Raw genomic sequence first — 20,273 nt, 5'->3', positions numbered from 1 at the left:
TCGAGCATGCGCTTCATCAACGTCGCTGCGGCAGTCGCCATGGCCATCGCCGTATTGCTCGTCGCACCGGTCGTATTGGTGGCGCCGTCTGCTCACGCTGACAATGGCATCGAAGGCTATGCGCGCTGTGTCGGAGGCGGTGCGCAGCCCCCGCCGCCCGGCGTCCGTCCGGAGAACTGGTTCCCCAGCGTGCATGTGATCGAGACGGATGTGGATGGGGCTGTGCCACCGGCCCAAATCGTCGAGAGATTGGTGGATATGGGGGTCAAGCGCCCCGATGCCGTTCGGCAGGTGCAGTGTTTTCTGGCCTACGAACCGCGGGGCTAGCGGCCCTCAGCGCACCACGATGACGGGGACCTTGGCCCTGTTGACCACCGCCGACCCGACCGAGCCGAGCAACTTGCCGGCGACCCCGCCGCGGCCGTGGCTGCCGACCACAATCAGTTGCGCCAGTTCGGACACCTCGATCAGCCAGTGCGCCGGGTCACCGATCTCGATCCGGCGACGAATCGCCACGTTGGGATAGCGTTCGTGCCAACCCGCCAGCCGTTCGGCCAGCGCCTCCTCCTCCTCGGACAGCCGGGCGTCCCACTTGGAATCTTGGAACTTGTTGTTGGAGTTGAACACTCGGGGATCGGCCCAGGCATGGAACGCAATCAAGCCGACACCCCGGCGCGACGCTTCGTCGAATGCGATCGCGGTGGCGGCTTCCGACGCCGATGATCCGTCGATGCCCACGAGAATGGGTGCCCGTGCGGCATTGCCGAGCGGAGCCTCACGGATCACGGCGACTGGGCAGTGCGCGTTGTAGACCAATCCCGAACTCACCGAGCCAAGGAAGCTGCGAACCAGCACGCCGCCATGCCCCCGATAACCCACCACCACCATCGCCGCCTCTTTGGACAGGGCGACGAGCGCGGCGACGGCGGTCGAATGCACGACCTCGCCGTCGACCCTCAGGGGACCGTGTTCACCGATGCTTTCCTCGGCCACCCGGAGCGCCGACGCGACGACCTCGCGGGCCCGGTGCCGCTGCCGGTGCCCGATCGCCGCGCCGGCGTCGAGCCAGCCCGGCACCGGATCGTCGACGACATGAACCACGGCCAGCGGCACGCCACGCAGTGCCGCGGTCAGAGCCGCCCACCGGACGGCACCCAGCGCCGCCGCCGAGCCATCGACGCCTACCAAGACCGCATTACGTGGGGGTCGCCACATTTCAGCTCGTTTCTGATCGGCCGCGTGCCCACAGGCAGGATCGTCCAACCCGGCCGCAACCTGTCAGGGCCGAAGCGATGCAAGGACTAAGGACCAAGGGCACCGATTGAAGCGACCAACGCACTCTGACCGTCGCCGCGGCTCGTGCGGCCCCGTCGCGTCGGCGTAAGCGGCCGGAGTCCATCCCCCCAAGCCGCTCGGGCTCACCTGAGGAAAGATGGGCGCATGACCGATGCCGCCTGGAACCTCTACGCCGAGGAAGTCGACAACGTCGACGGCTGGTTCTTCGAGGCCGATGTCAAGCTCTTCAGCAAGCTGCTCGCTTCCCAGACGGCGGAGGACATCCGGGGCGACATCCTCGAGATCGGCGCCTACCAAGGTAAATCCGCCATCCTGATGGGCTACGGTCTGCGCGACGATGAAGAACTGGTGATTTGCGACTTGTTCGACGCCGTGATGGATCACGCGGACATGTCGGCGCTCCCACGCCAGCACTATTCGGGCCTGGAGCAGCAGCAGTTCCTCGCCAATTGGGACCGATTCCACGCTCGCCGGCCGACGCTCGAGGTCTGCGAATCGTCAGAGCTCGACCTCGGTGAACGGGCACTGCGCTTCGCGCACATCGACGGCTGCCACAGCTATCGGTGCGTCGCGAACGACATTGCCCTCGCCGCGAGCCACATGGCCAAACGGGGCGTGATCGCGATAGACGACTACCGAGGTGTCGAAACTCCCGGCGTCGCCGCGGCGGTCTGGCAGGCGGTCGGCAACGGCTGTTTGTTCCCCTTCGCGGCGACCTACATGAAGATCTACGCGTGCACGTCGGACGCGGATCGGAGTTTCTGGTCGGAGCGGGTCCGCGATTGCGCCGACATCTGCGCCTTCCCCGATTTCGAGTTGCCGTCGTACCGCAACGTCTCGGAGAGCCAGATGCACCCCTCGATCAACGAGCCCTGACAGGCGGCGGATCAGTCCTCGTCCGGCGGCGTCCGTTGCTCGGCCGACGGTCCACGGGTGGCCGCATCTTCTAACGCTTGGGCGGCGATGGCCGCGCTTTGCGCGGGCGGGGTCATCTGCGCAGCGACCTCACGCGTCCGAGCGGCGTAGTGCGGCGCGAGGATCGAGCGCAGATCGGCGACGAGGGATTGCAGGGTGGTGTCGGCGAAGCGCCGGCCAATCCCGACTCCGAGTTCATTGACCGCATTCGCCCACATCGGCTGATCGACCGATACGGCGAGGGCCAGCGTGGGGACCCCGGCCCGAATGCCGGCGAACGTTGTCCCGGGCCCCCCGTGGTGCACGACCGCGCGGCACGCGGGAAACACCGCCGCGTGGTTCACCGCGCTCACAACCTTGACGTCGACGGAATCCCGTTGCGCGGTCAAATCACTCACGCCGCTGCAAATCAACGCCCGCTCGCCGAGTTGTGCGCAAGCCGCGGTGATCATCGCGATGACGTCAGTGGGAGATTCGACTCGCGCGCTGCTGCCGAAGCCGAAGTAGATCGGTGGCGTTCCCGCGTCAATCCATGACGAGACATCGTCGTCCACTTCAGTCGGCAACTCGAGGGTTAGCCCGCCGACGAAGGGCCGTTGGGCGCCGGATTCGGCCCATTCGGCCTTCAAACCCGGAAAGAAGAGTTCGTCATAGGCCTGAATCTCGAGCGGTCGCCGCCCCGGTGGCGTCGCTTCCGGGAGGCCTAGCGCCCGGCGTTGGGCGTCTTCAGCCTCCTTGGTGATGGACGAACCCGCATGGTCCGGCGGGATCGGGTAGATGTGCAGCGCGGCGTGTGGAATGTCGTAGCGCTCAGCAACATTCGCGGCGAGCCCCTGCTCGCTTGCGTCCGTCAACAGAAGGTCGGCGCCGTCGGCGAGGGACACGAGCGCCGTACCCAACCGAGGCCAGAGTTGTTTGATGTCCGTGAGAATTTCCCATGCCATCAGGACCGGGGGCGGCGTCGTCCCGTATTTACGGACGATCTCCTCATTCTGCTTTGCTTGGTCGCGGCCGTGGGGGACCGCGGTAAGCCCCGCCGACTCGATGAACCCGATGTAGTTGGGCGGAACCGCCATGAGGACGCGATGGCCCCTGCGCTGGAGTTCCCGACCGATGGCGGCGCAAGGCTCGATGTCGCCCCGTGTTCCCAAGCTCGCGAACACGAATTTCATCGCCAGAACCTCACTCGAGGTGGTCGGTGCACGCCGGGGCGGGCCGTCAAGATTCGGGATGATCCGCTCGAACTAGATTGCCCACGCGACCCCGTCGACCGGGCGCCGGCCCAGCCGAGGCTAGCCGACCGAAGGTGCATGTTGACTCCTCTGAGGCTCTTCCCGCCGCCAACAGCCTCCCAGGTCCTAACATTGACGGACGAGGGTCATCGCTTGTCGACCCACCGGGTCATCAAGGCGCCGAGTCGAGGAGAAGTATCCGTGCATCAGTCGCTTTCATCCCTATCGGCCACACGCAGGGCGCTCGTCGCCCTCCTCGTTGTCGTCGCTTCGGCTCTGCTGCCGGGCGCGCTTGCGACCGCCCGCGCCGACGCGATCGGGTTCCCGCCGGACTGGCCCTATTACGAGATGCAGACCGAACAGACGATGTGCAGGGCCATGGCGGACGGTTGGTCGCGCGCCCAGATAGTCGGCGCGATGCAACAGGCGAACAACCAGGGCGTGACCGGGCTGAACCCGGATCAGGCGGCCCGACGGGCCAACATGTGGGTGGATCTGGGCCGAATCAAGTACTGCCCGGGCGCTAACGCCCCGTAATCCCGACGGTCAGGCGCCGCTGTTGGTCCATCGGTGCGGAACGGTGCTCGCATGTCGGGACAGAACGTCCCGACGGCCGCGCCCACGATCGTCGTGGGCCGGCGGCGCCAGCGCGCTCAGCGACACGCAACCAGTGCTGGCCTCGGGGCGCGGCGGATCTGCCGCTAGCAGAGGGCGGCGGAAAACCACCCACCGGCCACCAGCGCGATCACGAGTGCGGCGGTGGTGTGCCCGGTCGACGCCGCGACGACGACACCGGTGATCGCGGCGATGAGGGCCGTGACCACGACGAGGGCCAGCAGTATCCGATGCGAATGCACCGCTCCGCTGGTGCGGGGTGCGACCACTACGTACTTGCCAGAGCCGTGGGGTGCGGCCATTGAAGCTCCCATCGCGTTGTGACCTCGGATACAAAGAAAGCACAAATGTGCTGTGCATCACAACCAGCCGCGAGGAGGTGGCTCGACTTTTAGCCGTTCGTTAACCGTCCGGGTCGGGCGCCCACCTCGGAGGGCGCACGTCCGGCCGGCGCGTCGACCGCGCCGCGGCCAATGCCACCGTGCGCTCGCCGTTGATGGTGGTCAGCGGCGGGGGCTGGCCCTTGCGCAACGTCGCGATCAGTTCCCGGTAAGGGCCGATGAGGTAGACGGTGTCGCCGGCCTTCAGGCGGGCGTCGCGGCGCGGGCGCAGTCTGACCGGGCCTTCCGGCCGAGTGATCGCGATGACCCGCGTCTGGGTGGACAGATCGACCATCCGCAGCCCGTCGAGCTCGCTGCCCGCCGCCACCAGCATTCCGCCGACCATGAAGGAGCGCTGGCCAACCCAGAACGTGCCGAGCACCTGCAACCCCATCGCCGCGCCGATGAACCACGGCGCGGCCAGGTCGACGATCGAGCGCACGTTTTCGAAACCGAACCGCCGATGCACCGCGGTGCCCAGCGCGCGGCCTTGAACGCGCATGACGATGGGCACCCTCGTGTCGGACCCCAGCATTTCGAGCAGCACGATCCCGGTCTCGATGTTTTTCATGTCGTCCTGCGTCACCAGCGCCACCCCGCGGGCCCGGTCGACGCGCGCGGATTCCAGCGTCTGGCGCATCGTCGGATCCCCGAAGATCACCGGCACATCGAGTTCGGCGACGGTCGGCAGGAAGCGGTTGCTCTCGTCGGGCTCGATGACCAGGACGTCGTATCCGGCGGCCGCGAGGTCGCTGACGACCCGGACCCCGATCGAACCCAGACCGACGACGACGACGTGGTCGTGCATGTGGCGTGCGCGGCGCAGTCCGGCCGTTTGGACGAAGCGACGCGAAAGCAGGAGGTCGGCGAGAAACGCGACGAGGATGGCGGTGACGCTCGCGCCGCCGAACATCAACAAGACCGCGAACAGCCGCAGGGATGTGGATTGCTGGGCGAAGCTGAAGTCGCCGTAGCCCACCGTCGTGATCGTTTCGGAGGCGAAGTACAAGGCGTCGATCCACGACATCCGCGGGTTGTGATAGGCGAAGCGCACCACGGCCGTCGAGCCGAGGGTGAGAAACAGCGCGAACGCCAGCGAGGGGAAGAGCATCGGGTTCACCTCGTCGCGGATGGCGCGCACCGCGTCGATGACCCGCCGCACCGGGGAATGGCGCGCGCGCGTCGCGGTCGGGGGAGGCACGGTGATGCCACGGGCTTCCAACTCGTCCTTCACGCCGATCATCGACGTCCAGTCACCGGCGTACACCCGCAGATCTCGGCCGGGGCACGGCACCACCTCGCCGGGGGCGGGCGAATTCTTGCCGTGGACCACCGCGACCGGTGCCAGGTCGGCGTAGATCTCCCGCAGCGTCGCGCTGTAGGGCGCCTCCGATCCCCAGACGACGAATTCGATACCGGCCGTGTCGAACTGGTGCGCGTTACGCGACAGGACGGCCTCGACAATCGACGGCGCCGCGAGGTCGGCGACGTCCAAGATCGCGCCGGGGCCGTTGACGGTGACCACGGCTTCACGCAGTACGTCGTTGGCCAGACGAGCCACCACCCGGACGTTCGGGCTGAACTCCCTTGCCAGCAAGGCGATTTCGAGATTCACCGCGTCATTGGGTCCCGCGCAGACGACGGCGCGCGCCCGATGCACCCCGGCCCCGAGCAGGTCGGCGGCGGTGTTGATCTTGATGATTCGCGCGCCGGCGCCCCTCAACTCCTCGGCGATCGTCTTCGACAGCGGGTCGTCACCGCTGACGATTATCTCGCGGTGAAATTGAAAGAGCTCGCCCATCGCGCGGGGCTTCGTTCGGTTCTTAAGCGCGTCGATCGCCGCGGCGGGTCGCGGGAGGACCGCCGGTTGCGTTGCGTGGCATGACTACTCCTACTTCTGCTGCGGCTGCGTGGTCCATATGACTATCGGCCAACGCGCAGGGAAGTGCCACCGGAACCGGCCGGCGGGTGCGATCGAAGGCCGGTGGTTCTGTGACGCAACAGGTTCGACTCGCCGTGGTGACGCGGGCGAAATAGTCGGGGCGTAGAAAGCGCTCGCACGCCACTGCCAACGATCAAGCTAAGGAGCGTTGCGTGTCCGAGAAGACGCCCGACGATATTTTCAAGCTCGCGCGGGACGAGAACATCGAGTACGTCGACGTGCGCTTCTGTGACTTGCCGGGCACCATGCAGCACTTCACAATTCCGATCTACGCCTTCGATGAAAGCGTGTTCGAGGAAGGCCTGGCCTTCGACGGGTCCTCGATACGCGGGTTTCAGTCGATCCACGAGTCCGACATGGTGCTGCTGCCCGACCCGGAGACCGCGACCATCGACCCCTTCCGTGCCCGCAAGACGCTCAACGTGAACTTCTTCGTGCACGACCCGTTCACCCTCGAGGTGTACTCGCGCGACCCGCGCAACATCGCCCGCAAGGCGGAGAACTATCTGATCAGTTCCGGTATCGCGGACACGGCCTACTTCGGTCCGGAGGCCGAGTTCTACATCTTCGACTCGGTCAGCTTCGACTCGAGCATCAACGAATCGTTCTACAAGGTCGACGCGTCGTCCGGGTGGTGGAACACCGGGGAGGACGCCGAGGCCGACGGGAGCCCCAATCTCGGCTACAAGGTCCGCCCCAAGGGCGGGTATTTCCCGGTGGCCCCCACCGATCACTACGTCGACCTGCGCGACGAGATCCTCACCAACCTGACCAACGCCGGTTACTCCCTGGAGAAGGGCCACCATGAAGTCGGCAGCGGCGGCCAAGCCGAGATCAACTACAAGTTCAATACGTTGCTGCACGCGGCCGACGACCACCAGATGTACAAGTACATCGTCAAGCAGACCGCGTGGCAGGCCGGCAAGACCGTCACCTTCATGCCCAAGCCGTTGTTCGGTGACAACGGCTCCGGTATGCACTGCCACCAGTCGCTGTGGAAGGACGGCGTGCCGCTGATGTACGACGCGACGGGCTACGCCGGCCTGTCCGACACCGCGCGGCACTACATCGGCGGCTTGCTGTACCACGCCCCGTCATTGCTGGCCTTCACGAACCCGACCGTGAACTCCTACAAGCGTCTGGTTCCCGGCTTCGAGGCGCCGATCAACCTGGTCTACAGCCAACGCAATCGGTCGGCATGCGTGCGCATTCCGATCACCGGCAACAATCCGAAGACCAAGCGGCTGGAATTCCGTTGCCCCGACTCGTCGGGCAACCCGTACCTCTCCTTCGCCGCCCAGTTGATGGCGGGGCTGGACGGCATCAAGCACAAGATCGAGCCACCTCCGCCGGTCGATAAGGATCTCTACGAACTGCCTCCGGAGGAGGCCGCGGAGATCCCGCAGGCGCCCACGCAGCTGTCCGCGGTGATCGACCGGCTGGAGGAGGACAGCGAATACCTGACCGAAGGCGGGGTCTTCACGCCCGACGTCATCGCGACGTGGATCAACTACAAGCGCACCTACGAGATCGCGCCGTTCAACCTGCGGCCGACCCCATACGAATTCGCCCTCTACTACGACGTATGACCTAGTTCGCTTTGGGCGCAGTTAGCCGGGCCGACGCCCCGGGTACCCGTCCGGGCATGGGGTGGGTGGAATCGCACGCGGTCGCAATCTTTTCGGCGTTGTTGTCCGCATTCTGGGCCGCCGTGGGCATCGTCGTCCGGCAGCGCGCCGCGCAGGATGTTCCCGCTGATCAGGGCATGTCGGGGACGATGGTGACGACCATGGCCCGGCGGCCGTTGTGGTGGGCGGGCCTGGTCGCCGCCGTGGCCGGTTACGTGTTCCAGGCTGTCGCGCTGGCCCACGGGTCCCTGCTGCTGGTCCAGCCGCTGCTGGTTTCCTCGCTGCTGTTCGCGTTGCCGTTGAGCGCGCGACTGTGCGACCAGCGCATCAGCGCGGTCCAGTGGGGTTGGGCGACGCTGTTGACCGCGGCGCTGGCGGCGTTCGTGCTTGTCGGCCAGCCCCGCGAGGGCGATAGCCGTCCGCCGGTACCGGCGTGGACGGTGACGCTACTGGTGACGGTGCCGTTGCTGGTCGTCTGCGTGGTGGCCGCGGGTCGCGCCATCGGCCGCGCGCGAGCGATGCTGCTCGGGGTCGCGGTGGCGATCCTGCTGGGCATGATCGCGGTGTTGACGAAGATCTGCACGCACCGTTTCGCCGTCGGCGGTTGGCATGGGCTGTTGACCGTCCCCGCCCCGTACATCCTGGTCGGTCTGGCCGTGGCAGTGACCGTGGTGCAGAACTCGGCGTTCCACGCGGGTGCGCTGCAGGCGTCGGTGCCGATCATGTTGGTGGGGGAGCCCGTTGTCGCGGTCCTGCTCGGCGTCGCCGTCCTGGGCGAACACCTGGCGGTGGGCGGCTCGACGGCGGTGGCGTTGTTGGTGGCGGTCTCGGCGATGGGTGCGTCCGCCGTCGCGCTCAGCCGCAGCCAGGCCATCGAGGTCGAGAGCCAGCCGGGCCGGCAGCCGTCGCTGGCGGGCGCCGGCGGCAAACGGAGCTGGGACTTATGAGTCGGTGTCCAACAACCGCAGCGGGTGCAGACCGTCGACCGCGCCGACGAACGGCGGGTGGATGCTGTAGCCGAGCATGCGGCGAATGTCGTCGGAGACCGCGCGGGCGGTCTCGCGCGATATCGACAACGTGAACGCCTCCATCGGCCGCAGCCAGGGTTGGCAGTACTGGGCGGTGACGGCGAGACGGTCGCGGTCGGTGCTGTTGGCGCCCCCACCGTGCCAGAGCGTGCCCACGAAGAAGACGCACGAGCCGGCGGGCATCACGACGGGCAGGGCCTGATCGTCGGGGCCGGGGCGGCGCTTGCCCCAGCGGTGGCTGCCGGGGTAGAGGACGGTGGCGCCGTTGTCGGCGGTGAAATCGTCGATGGCCCAGATCGTCGCCGCCGCCAGGGGTTCGCGGGGACGCGGGATCGGGTAGAAGCCGTCATCGTGGTGAGCCAGCTGCGCGGCCTCTCCCGGCTGGATGTTGATGGCCTGTAAGGCCGAAAGCAGGTAGTTGGGCATCAGCAGCCGATCGAGCACCGCCAGCACCCGCGGATGGTCGACGATCCCGTCGCACACGCGGGTCCTGCTGAGCAGGCTGTAGATGCGCTGGGTGTGCCGGCCCTCGAAGGAATTGCGACCCGTGTGCCCGAGCCAGGGCCGCGCGACCTCACGAATCTGCTGGCATTGCTCGGGGGTGAGCAGGTCGTGCCAGATGACGTACCCGTCTCGGTCGATAGCCGCCATGTCGGCGTCGACGAGCGCGGCGTCGACCGAACTTCCGCCGGTCGGTGTGCGCTTGTACCGCTGCGCCAGATCGCCCCTGAGGTCTTCCAGCGTCGTGACGGAGTCGTCGCTATTCATTGGCACTCGCCCTTCGTCCCGGTCCAGATTAAGCCGGGTACGCCTCAACTCAACCCCTCAACCCGGTGATGAACCGCTGCACGCTTCGGGTCAGCGATCGCGGCACATGGTCGGGATCCATCAGCTCGTTCTCCGCCAGCGGGCCCGCCTCGTCGGCCACGGTGCCCTCGGTGAACGGCCGCAACGTCTTGCCCTCTCCGCGAAGGGCCTCGATGGCCCCGAGGAGCGAACGGCGCTCGCGCGTCGCGTCGTCGAACTCATCGACCGGCACGCCCAGGTGTTCGGCCACCAATTGCGTTCGCAGCGTGGTGATTTGGGCACGCACCCGGTCGTCCTCGGGTCTCCCCGGTGCGGCCTCGATGGCCAGGTCGCACTCGCTGTCGAATCCCATCGAGCGGTTGTTCAGATTCGACGAGCCGATGCGCAGGAACCGGTCGTCCACCGTCACCACCTTGGAGTGGACGTAGATCGGCGCCCCGCCGTCCGTCACCGGCCAGTAGATGCCCAGCCTCCGATGCTCGTCGGCGGCCCACAGCACCTGGATGAGCCGGTGACGCGCGGAATCCATCGTCCCCCGCTCGAGGGGGTTGTTGCCGCGGCGGGCGATGACGATGACGATTTCCGGCCCGTGCTCTTCCTTCAGCCGGGCGGCCAGCGCGTCGACGACGCGGCGGGACGCCAGATACTGGTTCTCCAGGTAGATCGAATCCCGTGCCGCCGCTATGGCCGCAAGGTTGAGCGCCTCGACCTGCCGGGTTTCGGCGCGACCGCCGAGTTCCGGCATGGTCAAAGCGATTCCCACGTCAACGCCGCGCAGCGCGGGCCTGAGTTTGCTGGGCCACGCCGTGTGCTTGGCGGTGACCGGATGCAACGACTGCTTGGTCGCCGTCTGCCACCGCTGTCCGGCTTGCTCGCTGAGCGCCCGGGCGGCCGCACCGTCGACCGCCGCGGCGACGTCGTGCCGCGGCCCATAGCTGCGACCCAAGGTGCGACGGGCACGATTGTCGTGGTCGTGCGCGCGGGTGTCCCACCGGTCGAGGGTGAGGTCGATCCCGCCGCAGAACGCCACGGAATCGTCGACGGCCACGATCTTCTGGTGATGGACGGAGCCGGTGGGATGGGCCCCGTCGATCGCGAAGTGGATTCGCCTGCTGCTGATCTGGTTCACCAGCGCCACCGGAGTCAGCCCGTACCAGATGCCGTCGAACGCCGGCAGCAGACGCAGATTGGACTTCAACAGGTAGATCTCGAGCGCGGGCCGCTTCCAGAGCATCCAATACAGAAAGGCGCCCAGCTGATTGGGGCCGGGGAGAGTCTTGACCCCCCGCTCGAACGTCATCCTGGCGTCGAAATCCCAACCGATCAGCAGGATCCGGTGCCGGGCCCGCAACATCGCCGTCTTGACATGCCTGAAGTAATCAGCCGCATCGATGATGTAGCCGCACCGATCGGCACGCTCCAGACGCCAGCACGTTCGCCCGGGGATCAACAATCGATCGTCGCCCACGCAGCCACCCTCAACGAGGTTGACGGTTCGGGGCGGGCATAAGCCTTGTGTACCACAGTCTCGCAGTGCGGAAATGTTTGCTTGGCGGGGTGGACCGGGCCGCCAGGACAACGCCGAACATCTGTACCAGGATGGGGTGGTGCGGATGCTTCTCCTGCTGGCCGGCTTCGCCGCCGTGATCGGCGCAGCCTCACCCGCGCAGGCCGATCCGCCCGGTGATCCCGATGCGGGCTTCTTGGCGGCGCTCGATCAGGCCCGTGTTCCCTACAAGGACGCCGCTGTGGCCATTCGGGTTGGCAAGAAGGCGTGCCAGCTGATGGACCAGGGCCACTCGAAAGCCGCCGTCATCCAGAGTGTCTCCTCAGAGAACGCCGGTTTCACGGTGTCGGACGCGACCAGCTTCACGACCAGCGCGGTGAACGCCTACTGCCCCCAGCACATCGGGGAGCCGAACACCGAGCCGCCGCCACGCCCGCCCGACACCGGGATGTTCCCCTGGATTCCGTTCCCGCCGCCCGGCGCGGCATAGGGCAAGGCCCGGCGTTCGCCACGTGGCTGGCACGAGGCGGCCCGGCCCACCAAGATGGATGAGATGTGGCCGGACTGGTGGATGATCGCGCTGGGCCTCGTCAGCGCGTTTGTGGTGATCTGGCTGCTCCTCGCCGTCACCTTCTGGCTGCTGAGACCCAAAGCCAAGTTGCAAGACCTGGTGCGCCTACTGCCCGACGTGCTTCGGCTGCTCAAGCGCCTGGCCGCCGATCCCGAACTGCCGCGGCGAATCCGAGTGGTGTTGGTCGCGCTGATCGCCTTCGTCGTATCGCCCATCGACCTGATACCGGATGCCATCCCCGTGATCGGATTCGCCGACGACGTGGTCATCGTCGGCCTGGTGCTGCGCTGGATCAGCCGCATTGCGGGACCCGGCGCGCTGGCCAGGCACTGGCCCGGAACACCCGACGGTCTCGCCACCCTGTGTTGGCTGTGCGGGTTGCCCGATCCCGCGCTGGAGTGACCCCGTTCGCCCTTTGCGGTAAGTGACGGGCATGTGAGAACCTCATCGCCGGGTGAACCTGCGAGGAGCGTGCGGTCATGGATCTACTTCGGCGCACCTTGCGACACCAAGTCAGAATCGGCGCGCTGATCGAACTCGCCCTGTGGTTGGCGATCCCATACCTGTGTATCGGGTTCGCGTGGGCCGTTTTTCACGCCGACGAGACTGGGCGGATTCAGGCGCGGGTAGAGGCCGTGTTCCCCACGGGAGCCGACGCCATCGCCTTCGGGTTGACCACGGCGTTGTGGCCCGCCTCCATCCAGATCGCCCACGCGTGTCCCGCCCCGTGACCGCCCGTTGCGGTGAACACGTGCGCGAAGGCGCGGTTTGCTCTTAGGCTGCCGGGCATGTCAATCGACCGAGCGGCACTTCTGGCGGGCAGTATCCGACTCACCTCCGGCGTCTGGTTTCTCGTCGACCCCTTGAGCGCTAACCGATTCTGGGGCGATCCGGAGGAACCGACGCCGTCCGCGCGACTGTTGTTGCGCTCCATGGGATATCGCGACGCGTTGATCGGTGGCCTGCTCGCCGCGGCGGCGCTGCGCGGCAAGAACACCCGCGGCTGGTTCCTGGCGTCGGGTGGTGCGGACGCGGCGGACCTGCTCGGCGGCATGAGCGTCCACCACGAGCTGAGGCCGTCGCAACGGATCATCGGGCTGGGTGGCGCCGTCGTCGGCATCGGTGTGGGCCTTTGGGGCGCGACGCGCCGCACCACGCGGGCGAGCGAAGCACCCGCACCCTGACGCCGGAGCGAACGGGTCACCGGTCGCGGCCAAGCGGTCGCCGGGACAAGATAGATGCGGTTGACTGGGCGCCATGGGCTTAGGCGTGCTGACATTCGTAACCGATGAGGGGATCGGCCCGGGGGAGCTGGGCCAGGCGTTGGAGCAGCGGGGATTCGAGTCGCTGTTCCTCGCCGAACACACCCACATTCCGGCGGGCGACGTCACCCCCTACCCGGCCGGCGGTCCCATCCCGCCGAAGTACTACCGCACCCTGGATCCGTTTGTGGCGTTGACTGCCGCGGCTGCCGCCACCGAGCGGCTGGTGCTGGGCACCGGCATCGCGCTCGTTCCCCAGCGCGATCCGATTCATGTGGCCAAAGAAGTGGCGTCGCTGGACCTGGTTTCGGAGGGTCGATTCCGGTTCGGCGTGGGCGTCGGCTGGCTGCGCGAGGAGATCGCCAACCACGGTGTCGACCCGTCCGTTCGGGGGCGCGTTGTCGACGAGCGACTGGACGCGATGATCGAGATCTGGACGCACGAAAAGGCGGAGTATCACGGCGAATTCGTGAACTTCGGGCCCATCTACAGTTGGCCCAAGCCGGTGCAGAAGCCCTATCCGCCGCTGTACTTCGGCGGCGGCCCGGCGGGCTTCAAACGCATCGCCCGGCTGCATGCCGGCTGGCTGTCGATGACACCGTCGGCGGACGTCTTGGCGCCGCAATTGGAGCACCTGCGCGACCTGGCCGGTCCGGATGTGCCGGTGATCAGCTTCCACGGCGGCGCGCCGATGGCCGAAGAACTCGAGGGCTACCGCGCTCTCGGGTTGCAGCACCTGCTGGTGGAACTGCCCACCGAGCCGCGCGACGAGACCCTTCGGCGCCTCGACGCGCTGCGCGCCGAATCCGACAAATTGGCGTAAAGCTAAGTCCCGCAGAACGTTTGGTACTTGCCGAAGTCCTCCGGGGCCGGGCTGGCGTAACGTTCCAGGCCCGGCCGGTCGTCATAAGGGGAGGTCACCGCGGCCAGCAGTTGCTCGAACGGGCCCAGATCGCCCGCAGTCGCGGCCGTCAGAGCTTCCTCCACCAGGTGGTTGCGTGGAATGTAGACCGGGTTGACCCGGTCCATGACGTCGGCGTCGGGTCCCAGCGCTTGCCAGCGCAACAGCCACGCGTCGAAGCCGGCGAGGTCGACGAACAAGCCTCGTGCGGGTTCGGCGTCGCCTCGCGCCGCTCGACCGAGCTGGCGAAAAAACGAGGTGTAGTCGACGTGGCTGTCCTTGAGGAGGGCGAGCAACTCGTCGACCAACGCGGCCGTGGCGGTGGTTTCGGTGTCGGGCAGACCCAGTTTGGCGCGCATCCCGGACGACCAGACGGCGTCGTACTCGCGCTGGAAGACCCCGAACGACGTCTCCGCGAACGCCACCGCCTGCTCGACATCGTCGGAGAGCAGTGGCAGCAGCGTCTCGGCGAACCGGGCGAGGTTCCAGCCGGCGACAACGGGCTGGTTGGCGTACGCGTAGCGGCCCCAGAAGTCGATGGAGCTGAACACCGTGTCGGGATCGTAGGCCTCCATGAAGGCGCACGGCCCGTAGTCGATCGTCTCGCCGGAGATCGTCATGTTGTCGGTGTTCATCACCCCGTGGACAAACCCGATCAGCATCCACCGCGCGATGAGCGACGCCTGGACGGCGACTACCGCCTCGAACAGCGCGAGGTAGGGCCGTTCGGCGTTCACGGCGCCGGGATGGTGGCGCGCGATTGCGTGGTCGGCCAGGCGCCGCAGCAGGCCGATGTCGCCCGTGGAGGCGGCGAACTGGAAGCTGCCGACGCGCAGGTGGCTGCTCGCCACCCTGGTCAGCACGGCCCCGGGTAGCTCCGCCTCGCGCAGCACCGGGCGGCCGGTGCCGACGACGGCCAACGACCGCGTCGTCGGCACCCCGAGCGCATGCATTGCCTCGCTGACGACGTACTCCCGCAGCATGGGCCCCACGGCCGCCAGGCCGTCGCCGCCGCGCGCGAACGGGGTCGGCCCGGAGCCCTTCAGGTGGATGTCGCGCAGCCGCCCGTCGCGGTCGACGAGCTCGCCGAGCAGCAGGGCGCGGCCGTCACCCAGCCGGGGGACGAAGCCGCCGAATTGATGCCCGGCGTAGGCCTGGGCCACCGGGACGGCGCCGTCGGGGAGCAGGTCGCCGACCAAGAAGCGCAACCCGTCGGGACTTTGCAGCCACGTGGCGTCGAGGTCCAGTTCCGCCGCGAGCCGCTCGTTGAAGGCCAGCATCCGCGGGTCGGCCGGCGGCTCCGCTCGCCAACGCACGGCCATCTCCGGCAATGCACGGAAGAACCGGTCCTGCAGGGCAACGGTCTTATCCGGGGCGACGCTCACCTCAACGAGCCTACGGCGAATTACGAGCCGAGGGCCTGGCCGATCAGGTCGCGGGCGCGGTCGAGCATCGACGCGAACGGTCCGAGAGCGAAGTTCATCTTCGCCGACTCCACACCGGGGTGCGGGTGCGTCGGTGCGATGGCCTGAGCCGCGCGCACTGCCGCGCCCATCCGTTTCAGGTCGGCCTCGTCGACTTCGCGCTGCAGCACGGGGAATTCTTCGCTCTCCTCGTGTTGCGCGTGCTCGAGCACGGCCTCGCGGAGTTTTTTGACCTCGTCGATGAACTGCTGCGAGGTGACGTCGAGGTCCTCGATGCTCGACAGCAACTCCTTGGCCTCGTGCTCCTCTTTGAGTCGGGCGTCGACGATCGCGTCACCGGCATCGGCCTCCCGGCGCACGCGCGGGTGAACCACCATTTCCTCGGCTGTCTCGTGCACGGCCAGCAGTTGACGCAGCGTTGCGAACGGCTTCTCCCGCGCCTGGGGATCTGATGCGTGCAGCACCTCGTCGAACAGATCCTCGATGAGGTTGTGCTGCGCCTTCAGGAAGGCGACGACTTCCTCGGGCGATTGGACAATCATGTCGGCCATCGCCGATACCTCCAGTGTTCGGTGGATTTGGGATGCGCACGGTGGGCTGTGTGCGCCTCCGCCAGGCATACCCGCTGCACAATCGCCTAAACGACGCCGCGCGGCAAGTGGTGAGGGCCTGCAGCACAAGGCGTTTCGCCAAACGCGGCCCGATAGCCAGATCCCCGTCGGGCGCCTGGCGTCCGACGGGGACCTGGGGGGTGAAGCGTTAGACGGTGCGGTCGCGGGTGGCCGGCCCGACGCCGGTGTTGGCGACGTTGTCCCTGCGGCGCTTGAGTCCGGCGAGTCCGCCGAGGCCGAGGAGGCCAACCAGGCCCCACAGCCCGCTCTTGTCGCTGTGCTGGTTCTGGTTATTGTCGTTGTCCGCCAACGTGGTTGTGGTGGACGACGGCGCGGGCGCAGTCGACGTGGTGGCATTTGCGACGCCGGCGCCGCCGAACAGCAGTGCCCCGGTGGCCGAAACGATTGCAATGGTCCTACGCATGTCTACTCCTTATTGGTTCTTCTCGGTCGAAGGCCGGCGGCCTGACCGAGACGCGTTCGCAAGGGCCAGGGTGCTCTAGTCCTCGCGGGAAGCTACGCGCGACCAAAGCCGCAGCGTGCGAGGTGATAGCTACCCCCCGAGCAAGGGGTGAAACCCTTCTGCGGACCAGCTTTCGTTTGCTGGCCAACCCGACGCCTGCGCGCGGCCGCCGCCGCAAAAGCGATCTGCGTCACAGGGTGGATGCCGATGTTATCTGTCGAGGGGCGAATGGGTAGCCGCTAAAAAGGCGCTTTCGTGCCGATCCAAACAATCAACGCAGGAGGCGAATTCTTCGATGACTTCATCGGACAAGACGACCGTGATTGCGCAGTTGCGCGCGCTTCACCAGCTGACCAACACCGAGATCCAGGTCGCGGAAACCCGCATCGCGCAGGCGCGTACGGAGGCCGTTCAGCGTGAGCTCACGCAGAACGCGTCCAACGCCCGCGATCGGTCCGAGGCGATCGAGAAGGCGATCCGCGAGCTCGGCGGGGTCCCCGACATTGTCGGCCCGTTCCTGGGCCGCGCCGCCGCCGCGGTCAAGGCCCTGACTGAGCAGGCCCAACCGTTCGACGAGGCGCTCCTGGGCGACCTCGCGCTGGAAGATCAGTTGCTGGACCGGTCCCGCTACCTGAAGGCCCTGGCCGTCGCGGCGAAACTTCCCGAGGTCGAGAGCCTGGCGACGCGGCTGATCACGGCGCACTCGGCGACCGTGGACTGGCTGACGACCGTGCTGGCCGAAGACGCCCTCGGCGGCCCGGCCGCGCTGCGCCGCACGCCGCTGCAGGCCGCGGCCGGAACCGCGGTGAAGCTGGTCAACCTGCCGGTCGAATGGTCGGTTCGGGGCGTCGACCGGGCCGCGGACGCGCTGCGCTCGGCCCGGCCGACGTTCAACGAGCTGGTGAGCCGGGGTGCGCACGCCGGTGACGTGGCGACCCGCGCGCTCGCCGCGTCGCGCAATGCCGCGCTCGAGGCGGCCGAGAGGGTCACCCGGAACGAAGGGGCCCGACAGACGGCCGACGCCCTGCACGCGGCACGCGCCGCTGTGGGAGTCCTCGACGCCGACGAGCTGCCCATCGCCAACTACGACGAACTCAACGTCAGCGAGGCCGTCGCCGAGGTGAAGGAGCTCGCGAATCCGAGCGACGTGCGGGCGATCATCGCCTACGAAGAGGCGAACAAGAACCGCCAGCGGGTCGTGTCGGCCGCCCAGACGCGTCTCGCCGCGATCGCGCAAGAGGTCGTCGGCATCAACTAGCCGAGCAATTCAAAAGCCAGGCCGCCCGGCGACGCCCCGGGCGGCCCGGCCTTTTCTGTGCCCGGGGGACACGCCCAACCGCCCGTTTGGGGACATCGCTACGGTTAAGGCACCAATCCGACATCGATAACCACGAGAGACGAATGTACGACCAGGTCAACAGCAGCGCGACGGAGCCCGACGACGTCATCGGCTACCGCATCGATCCCGTTCTGGCCCGGAGTTGGCTCTTGGTCAACGGCGCGCACGCCGACCGGTTCCAATCCGCGGCGCACTCCCGGGCCGACATCGTGGTGCTCGACATCGAGGACGCCGTCGCCCCCAAAGACAAGCACGCCGCCCGCGACAACGTGGTGAGCTGGCTCGGCGCCGGCAACACCGACTGGGTCCGCGTCAACGGTTTCGGCACCCCGTGGTGGGCGGACGACCTCGCCGCGCTGGCCGGAACACCGGTGGGCGGGGTGATGCTGGCGATGGTCGAGTCGGTGGACCACGTCACCGAGACCGCGCAGCGGTTGCCCAATGTGCCGATCGTCGCGCTGGTCGAAACGGCCCGCGGCCTGGAGCGCATCACCGAGATCGCGGCCGCGAAGGGCACCTTCCGGCTCGCCTTCGGCATCGGCGACTTCCGCCGCGATACCGGCTTCGGGGAAGACCCCGGCACGCTGGCCTACGCCCGGTCGCGTTTCACCATCGCCGCCAAGGCGGCCAGCCTGCCCAGCGCCATCGACGGACCCACGATCGGCTCGAACGCCCTGAAGTTGATCGAGGCGACCGCCGTCTCGGTGGAATTCGGGATGACCGGCAAAATCTGCCTCACCCCCGACCAATGCGCCGTGGTGAACGAGGGCCTGTCGCCATCGCAGGACGAAATCTCTTGGGCGAAGGAGTTTTTCGCCGAGTTCGAACGCGACGGGGGAGAGATCCGCAACGGGTCGGACCTGCCGAGGATTGCGAGGGCCACGAAAATCCTCGAACTGGCGCGCGCCTACGACATAGAATCTTCTGACTTCGACGACGAAGAACGGGATCATTCACCCGCGCCGTCGGACACCTATCACTACTGAGCGGCAAAGCGGGTCCGGCATGAGCGTTGTGGTGGATTTTCATTTCGACCCGATGTGCCCGTTCGCCTATCAGACCTCGCTATGGATCCGGGACGTTCGCGAGCAACTCGGCATCACCATCGACTGGCGATTTTTCAGCCTCGAGGAGATCAACCGGTCCGAGGGCCAGAAGCACCCGTGGGAGCGGGACTGGTCCTATGGGTGGTCGCTGATGCGGATCGGCGCGCTGCTGCGCCGAACCGACATGGCGCTGCTCGACCGGTGGTACGCCGCGATCGGACATGAACTGCACACGCTGGGCGGCAAACCGCACGACCCCACGGTCGCCCGCCGCCTGCTGGGCGACATCGGCGTGGAGCCGTCGCTTCTCGATGCGGCGCTCGACGACCCGACCACCCACGACGAGATACGCCACGACCATCAACGGGTCATCGACGCCGCCGGCTACGGGGTGCCGACGCTGTTTCTGCTGGGGCAGTGCCTGTTTGGGCCGGTATTGGTGGACCCGCCGACCGGGCCCGAGGCCCTGACGCTGTGGAACGTGGTCACCGGCATGGCGGAGTTGCCGCACGTGTACGAGCTGCAGCGCCCCAAGTCGCCCGCCGATGCCGAGCTGATCGGCCGAAGCCTGCGTCCGTACCTGGATGGGCGGGATTGGGTCAGCATCAACCGCGGTGAGGTCCTCGATGTGGAGCGCCTCACCGGCCAGGCCTGACCCGGCTCAGGCTGCATGGCGCGCGATGGAGACCCCGATTCGGAATTCCACCTCGCTGACCGTGATGACGGGTGCGCGCGGCGGGGCCGTCGATCGGTAGCTCTTGCCGGTGGGCGTCGTGAATTGCGCTGTGTGGGTGTGATTTTCGTCGACGCTCGCGCTTACTCGCCAGCCAGCGCCTTCCTTGACGTAGTTGCACCCTTCGCACAGGCCCAGCCCGTTGTCAACGGTGGTCGGGCCGCCGTCCGCCCACGGTCGCGCGTGGTCGCTGTGCCGGACGGGCGCGTCGCAGTAGGGCGTGCGGCACCGTTGGTCGCGCATGGCGATGAACGCGGCCAGCCCGCGCGGGAAGATCCGCGCCCGCGACTCCATGGCCACCAGCGCGCCGGAACGCGGGTGCGCGTAGAGCCTGCGCAGGGTCGCGCGCGACCGCGGGTCAGTGACGGCGCTGCTGACCATCGCGCGCGCCACCCCCGCGGGGATGGGGCCGTATCCCGACATGTCGGCCGGCGCGTTGTCACCGCCCAGCAGCGTGTCGTCGGAGAGCACCAGGTTGACGGCCACGGGGGTGGGGACCGCCGCGCTGCGGCCGGTGACCCGCTCCACCAACGTGTCGGCCATCAGCTGTCCGCGTGAGCGCCCGTCGCCGCG

At 67.5% G+C, this 20,273-nt stretch carries 23 protein-coding genes; 13 read left to right on the top strand and 10 right to left on the bottom strand.

Annotated features, from left to right (window positions below):
- Positions 1–6 precede the first annotated feature (6 nt).
- A complete protein-coding gene (locus tag A5681_RS07110; RefSeq protein WP_067271294.1) occupies positions 7–327 on the top strand; it encodes a hypothetical protein in 321 nt (106 codons plus the stop codon).
- A gap of 6 nt (positions 328–333) precedes the next feature.
- Here A5681_RS07110 and A5681_RS07105 read toward each other — a convergent pair whose 3' ends face one another.
- Positions 334–1,215 carry a universal stress protein gene (locus tag A5681_RS07105; RefSeq protein WP_067271291.1) on the bottom strand — a complete coding sequence of 294 codons (882 nt, stop codon included), beginning with the start codon at positions 1,213–1,215 and terminating at the stop codon, positions 334–336.
- A 225-nt stretch (positions 1,216–1,440) separates the two neighbouring features.
- Here A5681_RS07105 and A5681_RS07100 point away from each other — a divergent pair, with 225 nt between their 5' ends.
- Positions 1,441–2,172, top strand: a complete 732-nt coding sequence (locus A5681_RS07100) for a class I SAM-dependent methyltransferase (protein ID WP_067271287.1) — start codon at positions 1,441–1,443, stop codon at positions 2,170–2,172.
- An 11-nt stretch (positions 2,173–2,183) separates the two neighbouring features.
- Here A5681_RS07100 and A5681_RS07095 read toward each other — a convergent pair whose 3' ends face one another.
- Entirely contained in the window at positions 2,184–3,383 is a 1,200-nt protein-coding gene (locus tag A5681_RS07095) for a glycosyltransferase (RefSeq protein WP_067271284.1), read from the bottom strand.
- Between the two features lie 261 nt (positions 3,384–3,644).
- On the opposite strand from A5681_RS07095, the gene A5681_RS07090 reads away from it, so the two are divergent.
- Entirely contained in the window at positions 3,645–3,980 is a 336-nt protein-coding gene (locus A5681_RS07090; protein ID WP_067271281.1) for a hypothetical protein, read from the top strand.
- Positions 3,981–4,144: 164 nt separating this feature from the next.
- On the opposite strand, the gene A5681_RS07085 is transcribed toward A5681_RS07090, so the two are convergent.
- The gene (locus A5681_RS07085; RefSeq protein ID WP_067271278.1) at positions 4,145–4,360 is read right to left on the bottom strand and encodes a hypothetical protein; all 216 of its coding nucleotides are present in this window, start codon (positions 4,358–4,360) and stop codon (positions 4,145–4,147) included.
- Positions 4,361–4,460: 100 nt separating this feature from the next.
- Positions 4,461–6,239 carry an NAD-binding protein gene (locus A5681_RS07080; RefSeq protein WP_082968231.1) on the bottom strand — a complete coding sequence of 593 codons (1,779 nt, stop codon included), beginning with the start codon at positions 6,237–6,239 and terminating at the stop codon, positions 4,461–4,463.
- A 293-nt stretch (positions 6,240–6,532) separates the two neighbouring features.
- Here A5681_RS07080 and glnA point away from each other — a divergent pair, with 293 nt between their 5' ends.
- On the top strand, positions 6,533–7,969 hold the full coding sequence (glnA, locus tag A5681_RS07075) for a type I glutamate--ammonia ligase (protein ID WP_067271274.1): 1,437 nt from the start codon (positions 6,533–6,535) through the stop codon (positions 7,967–7,969).
- Positions 7,970–8,025: 56 nt separating this feature from the next.
- Positions 8,026–8,955 (top strand): DMT family transporter, encoded by a 930-nt coding sequence (locus A5681_RS07070; RefSeq protein ID WP_067271270.1) that lies wholly within the window; start codon positions 8,026–8,028, stop codon positions 8,953–8,955.
- Here the strand turns inward: A5681_RS07070 and A5681_RS07065 are convergent.
- Together A5681_RS07065 and A5681_RS07060 are read right to left on the bottom strand one after the other, a co-directional pair.
- A complete protein-coding gene (locus tag A5681_RS07065; protein WP_067271266.1) occupies positions 8,950–9,804 on the bottom strand; it encodes a phytanoyl-CoA dioxygenase family protein in 855 nt (284 codons plus the stop codon). The two genes, A5681_RS07070 and A5681_RS07065, sit on opposite strands and share 6 nt — an antisense overlap.
- Positions 9,805–9,853: 49 nt before the next feature.
- Positions 9,854–11,311 carry a phospholipase D-like domain-containing protein gene (locus A5681_RS07060; protein WP_067271259.1) on the bottom strand — a complete coding sequence of 486 codons (1,458 nt, stop codon included), beginning with the start codon at positions 11,309–11,311 and terminating at the stop codon, positions 9,854–9,856.
- 73 nt (positions 11,312–11,384) lie between these two features.
- On the opposite strand from A5681_RS07060, the gene A5681_RS07055 reads away from it, so the two are divergent.
- From A5681_RS07055 to A5681_RS07035, 5 genes are all read left to right on the top strand, one after another.
- Complete coding sequence (locus A5681_RS07055; RefSeq protein WP_082968230.1) at positions 11,385–11,840, top strand: DUF732 domain-containing protein; 456 nt, start codon at positions 11,385–11,387, stop codon at positions 11,838–11,840.
- A 63-nt stretch (positions 11,841–11,903) separates the two neighbouring features.
- On the top strand, positions 11,904–12,323 hold the full coding sequence (locus A5681_RS07050; RefSeq protein WP_067306567.1) for a YkvA family protein: 420 nt from the start codon (positions 11,904–11,906) through the stop codon (positions 12,321–12,323).
- 77 nt (positions 12,324–12,400) lie between these two features.
- Entirely contained in the window at positions 12,401–12,652 is a 252-nt protein-coding gene (locus A5681_RS07045; RefSeq protein ID WP_067271253.1) for a hypothetical protein, read from the top strand.
- 57 nt (positions 12,653–12,709) lie between these two features.
- Positions 12,710–13,105, top strand: coding sequence for a DUF4267 domain-containing protein (locus A5681_RS07040; RefSeq protein ID WP_067271251.1), 396 nt, complete (start codon positions 12,710–12,712; stop codon positions 13,103–13,105).
- Between the two features lie 73 nt (positions 13,106–13,178).
- Positions 13,179–14,006, top strand: coding sequence for an LLM class F420-dependent oxidoreductase (locus A5681_RS07035; RefSeq protein WP_067271248.1), 828 nt, complete (start codon positions 13,179–13,181; stop codon positions 14,004–14,006).
- A 2-nt stretch (positions 14,007–14,008) separates the two neighbouring features.
- On the opposite strand, the gene A5681_RS07030 is transcribed toward A5681_RS07035, so the two are convergent.
- The 3 genes from A5681_RS07030 to A5681_RS07020 form a co-directional block, all read right to left on the bottom strand.
- Positions 14,009–15,469 carry a protein adenylyltransferase SelO gene (locus A5681_RS07030; RefSeq protein WP_067271245.1) on the bottom strand — a complete coding sequence of 487 codons (1,461 nt, stop codon included), beginning with the start codon at positions 15,467–15,469 and terminating at the stop codon, positions 14,009–14,011.
- A gap of 20 nt (positions 15,470–15,489) precedes the next feature.
- Complete coding sequence (locus A5681_RS07025; RefSeq protein WP_067271243.1) at positions 15,490–16,059, bottom strand: hemerythrin domain-containing protein; 570 nt, start codon at positions 16,057–16,059, stop codon at positions 15,490–15,492.
- Between the two features lie 208 nt (positions 16,060–16,267).
- On the bottom strand, positions 16,268–16,543 hold the full coding sequence (locus A5681_RS07020; RefSeq protein ID WP_067271240.1) for a WGxxGxxG family protein: 276 nt from the start codon (positions 16,541–16,543) through the stop codon (positions 16,268–16,270).
- Between the two features lie 334 nt (positions 16,544–16,877).
- Here A5681_RS07020 and A5681_RS07015 point away from each other — a divergent pair, with 334 nt between their 5' ends.
- From A5681_RS07015 to A5681_RS07005, 3 genes are all read left to right on the top strand, one after another.
- Positions 16,878–17,840, top strand: coding sequence for a hypothetical protein (locus A5681_RS07015; RefSeq protein ID WP_067271236.1), 963 nt, complete (start codon positions 16,878–16,880; stop codon positions 17,838–17,840).
- Between the two features lie 143 nt (positions 17,841–17,983).
- Positions 17,984–18,907, top strand: a complete 924-nt coding sequence (locus A5681_RS07010) for an HpcH/HpaI aldolase/citrate lyase family protein (protein WP_067271233.1) — start codon at positions 17,984–17,986, stop codon at positions 18,905–18,907.
- A 19-nt stretch (positions 18,908–18,926) separates the two neighbouring features.
- Positions 18,927–19,622 carry a DsbA family protein gene (locus tag A5681_RS07005; RefSeq protein WP_067271230.1) on the top strand — a complete coding sequence of 232 codons (696 nt, stop codon included), beginning with the start codon at positions 18,927–18,929 and terminating at the stop codon, positions 19,620–19,622.
- Positions 19,623–19,628: 6 nt separating this feature from the next.
- Here A5681_RS07005 and A5681_RS07000 read toward each other — a convergent pair.
- A partial coding sequence (locus A5681_RS07000) for an HNH endonuclease (RefSeq protein WP_197498526.1) occupies positions 19,629–20,273 on the bottom strand: 645 nt, incomplete at its 5' end.

Source organism: Mycobacterium scrofulaceum (assembly GCF_001667885.1).
GTDB lineage: Bacteria > Actinomycetota > Actinomycetes > Mycobacteriales > Mycobacteriaceae > Mycobacterium > Mycobacterium scrofulaceum_C.
The sequence above is the reverse complement of the archived record's forward strand: the minus strand, read 5'-3'. Positions and strand labels throughout refer to the sequence as shown.